Below are 7,917 nucleotides of genomic sequence, written 5' to 3'. Positions count from 1 at the left end.
GTTCCCACCTGGAAAACATTGATCACGTCCCGGACGCCGGGGAAAAAATAACCTCCGAAAACCCCGACCGCCATGGCCAGAAAAATCCATAACGTTAAAAATCTGTCCAGAAAGCTTAAGCTTTTAACCGTTGAATGACTCATTTTTTTCTCCTGTTAACGATTATCCTATTTAATTATTTATGTTTTCAGGAAGTTTTTCGACAAAAGCCCTGATTTCATCCCTGACCCTGCGATAGCAGTCCAGTTGTTTTTCTTCCGGCTCCCCTTTTTTTTCAAGTTCGGCTGCCAGTTTGGGCGGATCGTCAAACCCAACGTGGATCACCTTGCAGCGGGGCGGAAAATAGGGACAGGTTTCATGGGCATGTCCACAAACCGTAATCACGGCATCCAGTTTCATATCCAGAAACTCATTAATCAGCTTGGATCGTTGGCCTGAAATATCCACACCGACCTCAGCCATGACTTTTACGGCATTGGGATTGAGACCGTGTGTTTCAACTCCGGCAGAACAGGCATCAATAATGTCCCCTTTTAAATGTCTGGTCCAGCCTTCCGCCATCTGGCTGCGACATGAATTGCCTGTACACAAGAATAGTATTTTAAGCTTTTCTTTCATCATTTATTCCCCTTTGTTTGAATTGGCGCAGGCACTGCGTTCTCTTTGTTTTTGGCTTAGTTCTTTGCAGGAAATCACCAATTTCTGTTTTAATACCTGCAAATCTTCTTTTACCTGTTCACATTGTTCGACTCTGTTTTCCACCCACCTGAAAAGTGGTGTTAATGAGGGATCATCCCTGTTGATTTGAAAATAGATCCAGCGACCCTGTTTACGTTTTTTTAACACCCCGGCGTTTACCATCAAATCCAGATGCCTGGAGGTGGTCGCTCCGGCTACGCCCAGAAATTCGGTGATCTGGCAGGCACATAATTCGTTATGAACCAATAGGGCATTTAAAACTCTGAGCCTGTTTTTGTCTGACATTGATTTTATAATCGAAAGCGTTTTATCCATGCATTACACACCATTCTATAATTAGCTAAATATCTAAATATAGGAAGCCACAAATTTTAACGCATGTCAAGATAAAATTTTTCAAACCTGTTGGTCGGTATCCCAGGTGGCTGCTGCGTAATATTTGATGTTAATTGAGAACTATCACCACCTGTCCGTTATGCCGGAGGATGTCCACCTTGACACCATAGACAGCAGCGACCATATCACCATTCACATGATCCGGCCGACCTCCGGCAAAGACTTTTCCGTTTTTGAGAAATAAAAACCGATCCGCAAAACGAAAGGCCAGGTTCAAATCGTGCATGGTCATCACGGCAGATATCCGGTGTTCCCTGATCAGCCGCCCGATGGTATGCAAGATATCAAGTTGGTTTTTTAAATCCAGACTGCTCGTGGGTTCGTCAAGGAGCAGCACTTTAGCTTCTTGAACCAGGGCACGGGCGATGCAGACTTTTTGCAATTGGCCCCCGCTGAGTTCATCAATCCAAGAATGGCCAGCATCTGTCCCTGGTCCAATGTGAACCCCAAATCGCTCAACACCACCCGGCCGTTTTTATAGCCTACTTTTAGATCCTGGGCCTTGAGCATCATCGCCTCCTTTCCTGGATCAGAAGATAAAGAAATGTCGGGGCTCCTAAAAACGCGGTGAGAATGGAAACGGGCAATACGTTCGGCGAAAGAACAAGGCGGGCCACCGTATCCGAACTCAAAAGTAAAACAGCCCCGGTCAGACAGGACGCAGGCATTACAAACCGGTGGTCGTCTCCAATAATCCGGCGGACGATATGCGAACAAATCAGCCCGACAAAACCAATGACACCCAGAAAAGAGACGATAAAAGCCTTGATCAACATGGATAAGTAACCTTTTTTTTAATGATATTCTCTCTGATTTCAATCCAAGGAAGCCGATTTTCCCATTACGGTGACTGGAATATTGATCGTGGTTATAACGCTGTTCTGATTTAGCAGCCGACAGAATTGTCGATTGGATAGTTTTTACTCGAACGTGTATTCCTTTGAACCAGTGCTGTTATCCGCTTCTATTGCTTTATTTTCGACAATTATTGCCGCATCGCCCTGAATGGGTATTATTCATGCCAGCATGAGATGCTTCCAATATATCATATTTAAATTACATATAGTTTCATTAGTTATCAAAAATAGAAATCAAGTTAGGCACACTCTTTGCGACTTGAGTTACCCAAACCCCAAATATGAGGAGGCAACTAAAATGAAAAACATAAGCACACTTATCCTGGCCGGATTCATCATTTTGACCGGTTCCCAGGCCATGGCGTGGCCCGGCAGCGGTCACTCCGGTACGGGACATGGAAATGGATACGCCTGTAACGGGGCTGACCTGGACCTGACCCCGGATCAGTCCGTTCAGCTGCTAAAGCTTAAGACGGCATTCATCAAGGCCGTTACACCTTTCCAGAATCAGATGATCACGCTACGTTCCGAACTGCGGATTCTGTGGAACGTAGCGCAGCCGGAGAAGGAAAAAATTTTAGCCAAAGAAAAAGAGATGTCGGATCTCAGCACCAAAATTTCTGAAATCCGCACAACCTATCAGCTGGATTGCAGAGCGGTCCTTACGCCGAACCAGCTGGCCCGTACTCGTTTCGCAGAAAAAGGCATGGAGACTGGACACGGCCCAAATCGGCACCACAACAGTGCCTGGTAAAAATCTGTAATTCACGCATCACGATCATCTTCACCTGAGTGATGTCCTTAGGTGCAAAAAAAAGTAAGGATCATCTTTTCCATGGTCAGAAACCAATTAAAAACAAAAAAAACAACCAGACCCTTAAAACCTTCAGGCGGGAAACAATCCATGATCTGGCTGTCTATCCTGCTTGTCACAATCAGTTTTATTGGCGGCACTGTTTTCAGCAGTTTCAAGCTTTCCAGGACAGCAGCCCCGGAACCCCCTCCTGCCGGAACGGCCCCGGCAGTTGATTTTGATACGCTGAAAACCCGGGCACTTGAAAATAAGCAGAATGCAAACGTCTGGACCCAACTAGGCAACGCCTATTTTGATGCGGGCCAGTATCAAAATGCCATTGATGCCTATGAAAAATCCGTGGCCATTGATCCGGGTAACCCTGATGTTCTCACGGATCTGGGCGTCATGTACCGCCGCAGCAATCAGCCTGAAAAAGCCGTTGAAATGTTCAGCAGAGCAATGGCCGCTGATCCGGGGCATGAAGTGTCACGGATGAACAAAGGCATTGTGCTGCTCCATGATCTGAACGACAAATCTGAAGCCATGAAAGCCTGGAAAGGACTTCTTGAGATCAATCCGTTAGCCACTTTCGGCAACGGACAATCTGTGGATCGTATGGTCTGGGAATACGAGCAGGAACGCAAATAATAAATGGATTTATCAATGATTGGAAAAAAGATGGGAACGGCATGCAACAGGATATTACGCTTTCTGGTGGTTTTGTTCTGCATTGGTACAGGCGTTGTAAATGCCGAACCAGACCCGCAGATGTCTTTGGAATTGTGTGTTGAAACAGCGCTTTTAAACAACCCATCGCTTCTTGCTTTAAAAGCACAGGTCAAAGGGGCGGAATACGATGTAAAGATGGCTGAGGGCCGGAGATGGCCCTCCCTGCATTTTAATGCCGCAGAGTCCTTGTACTCGGATGACACAAGATTGTTTCCGGCAAGTTACAATGGAGAGCAAGGAGTTTTCGGCAAAGATATGACGGATCTGGGCCTGATCCTTCAACTGCCGCTTTATACCGGGGGGCAGTTAAGCGGCGCAACTGCTGCAGCCAGACATAACCGTGAAGCATTTGAATATACGCTTCTGAGAGCATCCCAGATTTTGGAATTTGATGTGGCCCAGACCGCGTACAAAATTCTTGGCCAGGTCAAACAGCTTGAAAGCATCATATTTTCCCAACAGGTATTGAACCGGGATAAAGAGCGTATAACGGCAATGGTTGACGCCAGAAAGGCTGCCAGGGTAGACCTGCTCAGGATGGACGTGCGGCTGGCAAAAATTGACCAGGCCAGGGTGAGTGCTGAAAACAATTTGTATGGCGCATGGCAGGAACTGTTTCGTTTAATGGGAAAAAATGGCCCATTGCCCGACTCCCTTCCTGGAATTGATGGCAGTCTGCTTCCTGTCCCGCCCCTTCCAGACACTGGTGATGCTTTGGAAAAAGCACTGGAAAACCGCCCGGATATAAAGGCGCTGGACAGCAGGGTCGCTGTCCAGAAACAAAAAGCGGCTTCAGCCAGGGGCAAAGCCTTGCCGCAGATCTACTTAAAAGGAAGTTACGGATACCGGTTTATGACTGATTCCAATGACTATCCCCAAGGAACGGATGACTCTGATGTCCGGGGGAGCATTGGGGTAAACCTGGATCTCCCGCTGTTTGAAGGAGGCCATATACGGGCCGAGATTAACCGTGAACAGGCGCTTCTTGCATCCATTGAAAACCAGCGGCACTCCCTTGGCCTTCTGGTTCAAAAGGAGATCCGGACGGCTGTGCTTGATATGACATCGGCCATTCAGCGGATCAAAACCCAGAAAACCGCCGTGGCTCAGGCCAGGGACGCCCTTGCCATTGAGCAGGAAAAGTACCTTCTGGGCAAAGGAACGATTCTGGATGTTCTGGATGCCCAGAATGCCATGCTGGAAATTGAAACCGAATATTACCGGGCCGCAGCTGATTACCACACGGCTGTTGCCAGATTTGCCCTGACCAGGGGAGACACCAAATGATACGCTATTTATCTTTAGTTTTTATATGTTTGACATTAACAACGTTTTTGGGGTGTGACGGGCCGGATGCTTCGGCCCACGCAGAGAGCAAAAAGCCAAAGGATCAGTTCGCCCTGGTGGAAGCTATCACTGCCCGGAAACAATCCATATCAAGACAGCTGGAGCTGACCGGAGATGTGGCGGCCGCCCGGACCGTGGTCATTCAGGCCAGTGTTGAAGGTCCCCTTGCCTTTCTTCCATGGCGGGAGGGCGACCGTGTAACCAAAGGAGAACTGCTTGTTAAAATTGACCGGCCAATGTATCAGGCTGAAATGCAGGCCGCTTCGGCGGCGGTTGATGTCGCCCGGGCAAGGCTTGCGGATCTTAGGGCCGGAGCAAGGTCAGAAGAGAAAAACAAAGCGGCCCAGAAAGTCCGTGAAGTTGAATCCATTGCCGAGTTTACCCGCAAAGACAAAAACAGGGTGGACAGGCTGGTAAAAACCGGGGCCTTACCGGAAGAGGCCCTTGAAAAAGCATCCCTTGCCTGCATCAAAGCGGATGCAGATCTGGCCTCAGCCCGGGATACCTATCAAATCCTCAAGCAAGGTCCAACAAAGGATGATATTGATATCCAGAAAGCCTTGGTAAAGGAGGCGGAAGCCAAATTTTCCATTGCCCGGGCAAAGCTTTCGGAATGCACCATAAGCGCACCTTTTGACGGTATTATTCTTCAGGTGGATGCCACTGTAGGCGATTTTGCCCAGACACGCTCGCTACTGCTGACGATAATGGACACCTCCTCTGTGGTTGTCAGATTCAGTGTTCCGGAGTCCGAATCAAACCTGCAGGACAGAACCCAGCCCGTTTATGTATCCTTTGATGCCCTTGGCGGGCAACCATATCCGGCATCCATCGTCAGAGTCTACCCGCAGATAGATCTTAAAACCCGGACCCGTATGGTGGAAGTCGTACCTGAGAACGTCAAGGACCTGGTTCCGGGCATGTTCGCCCGGGTACGGATTGTCACTCAAAAGGCCTCAAATACGGTTGTACTCCCTGAAAAGGCCGTTTTAGCCATGGAAAACGGCAACGCAGCAGCGTTTGTCGTCAAAGATAATATTGCACAGAAACGCAAGGTTCGCCTGGGCATTGAAGAAGATGCCTGCATCCAGATTCTGGAGGGTATACAGGCCGGCGAACAGGTGATTGTCGCCGGACAGGAAAAACTCAAGCCTGGTGACCGGGTTAAATTAATTTCGCAGCAAAGCAGGTTTCCCTGTTCCAATGGGAATAAAGAGGTGAAAGCACCATGAAAATCACCCAGACACTTTTTAAACGACCGGTTGCTGTAACCGTTATCACAATTGCCGTTTTGTTTGTGGGCCTTTTCAGTCTGAAAAACATGGATGTGGACTATTTACCTGAGATCACCTACCCGATGATCAAAATCCATGCCTGGTGGCGGGGTGCGACCCCGGAAGAGATTGAAACTAATGTGGCCGAGCCTGTGGAGCGGATTATTGCCACGGTGGACAACCTGGATTACATGGAATCGTCAAGTATCGAGGGCATGTATACCCTGCTGGTCAACTTCCGGTACGGGGTAAACGTTGATACTGCATACCAGGACGTCCTGGCAGCCATGGGACGAGTGGCACGAAAACTGCCCCGCAGCATGGACTCTCCAATTGTTATCAAGTCAGACCCTTCCCAGCTGCCCGTAATGCAGCTGACCATCTCATCAGACCGATATGATCTGGTATGGCTCAAAAACTGGGTGGACAACTGGCTCAGTGACAGGATCACCACCATCAACGGTACCGCAGGAGTGGAAGCGGTCGGCGGCCTTAACCGGGAGATCAGGGTACATCTCGATCCTGATCGGCTGGCAGCTTACGGGATTTCCCCGGCAACGGTGGTAACGCTGCTGGATAGTGAAAACCGGGAGGCATTTTCCGGCAGAGTCACCGTCAAAACAAGGGAAATCATCGCCCGAACCATCGGAGAGTTCGAAACCTTGTCCGAGATCCAAAATCTTGTGGTCAAAAGGACGCCCGAAGGTCGGGTTATTTATCTCAAAGATATTGCCAGGGTTCTGGACAGTCATGAGGAAATGAGGGTCAATACCCGATTCAACGGAAAACCCTGTGTAAAACTAAACGTGCTCAAGCAGGCAGAAGCCAACACAGTAACGGTTTCCCGCGCGGTGAATGAGGGGCTGAAGCAACTAAAAACCGAAATTCCAGACGGCGTATCCGTCAATATTGTGGAAAACCAGGGCACATATGTGATGGGTGCAATCCAAAGTGTGGAAAGCTCCGCTGTCATGGCGGCCATTCTGGTAATTTTTGTGGTGTATCTTTTCCTGGGGCGCTGGCGTCAGGTTCTTGTCATGATTGTGGCCCTGCCGGTGACCCTTCTGGCCAACTTTTTTATCATGAAGATAGCCGGATTTTCCATCAACCTCTTTTCTCTGGGGGGGCTTGTGGTGGCACTGGGGGTTATTCTGGACAACTCCATCGTTGTCCTGGAAAACATGACCCGTCTGAAGGAAGAGGGAGAATCCCAGTGGGCCGTAAAGGGCGTGTCCGAAGTTGGTGCAGCAATTGTCGCTTCGACATTGACCTTCCTGGCCCTGTTCCTTCCCTTTCTGTTTGTTCCGGGGTTGAGTGCTCTGTTGTTCAAAGAACTTGTACTGGTGGTCGCAGGTATTGTCATCGTCAGCCTGATTGTGGCACTGACCCTGACACCGGTTTTGACGCGGGCACTGCTCAAAGGCGGCGAATCGGGACGAATGTCGGCCATTGCCGGTATGTTTGATACCGTCATGAATACTCTGACGCGGGTTTACAGCCGGCTTTTACAAGTTTGTATGAATCATAAATGGAAAACCGTACTGGTATCTGTTCTTGTCTTTTCCGCAGGCATATTCCTGGCCGGAAAGGCCGGTTCTGAATTTTTACCCAAGGTGGATGACGGCCGGGTTATGGTCAAGTTGAAAATGCCTTCCGGAGCCTCTGTTTCGGAAATCGACCGCATCTTGACGCAATTGGAAGAAAAGATACGGAATCTGCCCGAAATTGAGAGTATTTTTACCCTTGCCGGCGGAAAAGTATGGGGACTTTACACCTATGAAATCGCCAACGAAGGAGAGCTGGATGTTCAATTGGTTCC

9 protein-coding genes are annotated in these 7,917 nt (G+C 48.9%); 5 read left to right on the top strand and 4 right to left on the bottom strand.

Translation table 11 applies throughout. The annotated features are described in order from the left end of the window. Window positions 1-171: 171 nt before the first annotated feature. The 4 genes from AB7U36_RS14115 to AB7U36_RS14100 form a co-directional block, all read right to left on the bottom strand. Window positions 172-618: an arsenate reductase ArsC gene (locus AB7U36_RS14115; protein ID WP_035240741.1), complete on the bottom strand. Its 447-nt coding sequence runs from the start codon at window positions 616-618 to the stop codon at window positions 172-174. Between the two features lie 3 nt (window positions 619-621). Next, window positions 622-1,014, bottom strand: coding sequence for an ArsR/SmtB family transcription factor (locus tag AB7U36_RS14110; RefSeq protein WP_051958100.1), 393 nt, complete (start codon window positions 1,012-1,014; stop codon window positions 622-624). Between the two features lie 130 nt (window positions 1,015-1,144). Next, entirely contained in the window at window positions 1,145-1,501 is a 357-nt protein-coding gene (locus tag AB7U36_RS14105) for an ABC transporter ATP-binding protein (protein ID WP_428160378.1), read from the bottom strand. 103 nt (window positions 1,502-1,604) lie between these two features. Then, complete coding sequence (locus AB7U36_RS14100; RefSeq protein ID WP_035240718.1) at window positions 1,605-1,871, bottom strand: iron chelate uptake ABC transporter family permease subunit; 267 nt, start codon at window positions 1,869-1,871, stop codon at window positions 1,605-1,607. A gap of 379 nt (window positions 1,872-2,250) precedes the next feature. Here AB7U36_RS14100 and AB7U36_RS14095 point away from each other — a divergent pair, with 379 nt between their 5' ends. From AB7U36_RS14095 to AB7U36_RS14075, 5 genes are all read left to right on the top strand, one after another. Further along, on the top strand, window positions 2,251-2,706 hold the full coding sequence (locus AB7U36_RS14095) for a Spy/CpxP family protein refolding chaperone (protein WP_035240719.1): 456 nt from the start codon (window positions 2,251-2,253) through the stop codon (window positions 2,704-2,706). Between the two features lie 150 nt (window positions 2,707-2,856). Then, window positions 2,857-3,396 (top strand): tetratricopeptide repeat protein, encoded by a 540-nt coding sequence (locus AB7U36_RS14090; RefSeq protein WP_084691861.1) that lies wholly within the window; start codon window positions 2,857-2,859, stop codon window positions 3,394-3,396. 30 nt (window positions 3,397-3,426) lie between these two features. Continuing rightward, window positions 3,427-4,764 carry a TolC family protein gene (locus tag AB7U36_RS14085; RefSeq protein ID WP_428160377.1) on the top strand — a complete coding sequence of 446 codons (1,338 nt, stop codon included), beginning with the start codon at window positions 3,427-3,429 and terminating at the stop codon, window positions 4,762-4,764. Continuing rightward, a complete protein-coding gene (locus tag AB7U36_RS14080) occupies window positions 4,761-6,056 on the top strand; it encodes an efflux RND transporter periplasmic adaptor subunit (RefSeq protein WP_035240721.1) in 1,296 nt (431 codons plus the stop codon). Before AB7U36_RS14085 ends, AB7U36_RS14080 begins: the two co-directional genes overlap by 4 nt. Beyond that, window positions 6,053-7,917 (top strand): efflux RND transporter permease subunit (locus AB7U36_RS14075; RefSeq protein ID WP_428160376.1); only part of this gene is annotated, 1,865 nt, incomplete at its 3' end. The genes AB7U36_RS14080 and AB7U36_RS14075, both read left to right, overlap by 4 nt.

Source organism: Desulfobacter sp. (assembly GCF_050177295.1).
The sequence above is the reverse complement of the archived record's forward strand: the minus strand, read 5'-3'. Positions and strand labels throughout refer to the sequence as shown.

What these genes read in the sequence shown, in the direction of transcription:
- AB7U36_RS14115 (WP_035240741.1), bottom strand. Translation starts at nt 618, where the DNA reads ATGAAAGAAAAGCTTAAAATACTATTCTTGTGTACAGGCAATTCATGT.
- AB7U36_RS14110 (WP_051958100.1), bottom strand. Translation starts at nt 1,014, where the DNA reads ATGGATAAAACGCTTTCGATTATAAAATCAATGTCAGACAAAAACAGG.
- AB7U36_RS14100 (WP_035240718.1), bottom strand. Translation starts at nt 1,871, where the DNA reads ATGTTGATCAAGGCTTTTATCGTCTCTTTTCTGGGTGTCATTGGTTTT.
- AB7U36_RS14080 (WP_035240721.1), top strand. Translation starts at nt 4,761, where the DNA reads ATGATACGCTATTTATCTTTAGTTTTTATATGTTTGACATTAACAACG.
- AB7U36_RS14085 (WP_428160377.1), top strand. Translation starts at nt 3,427, where the DNA reads ATGGGAACGGCATGCAACAGGATATTACGCTTTCTGGTGGTTTTGTTC.
- AB7U36_RS14090 (WP_084691861.1), top strand. Translation starts at nt 2,857, where the DNA reads ATGATCTGGCTGTCTATCCTGCTTGTCACAATCAGTTTTATTGGCGGC.
- AB7U36_RS14095 (WP_035240719.1), top strand. Translation starts at nt 2,251, where the DNA reads ATGAAAAACATAAGCACACTTATCCTGGCCGGATTCATCATTTTGACC.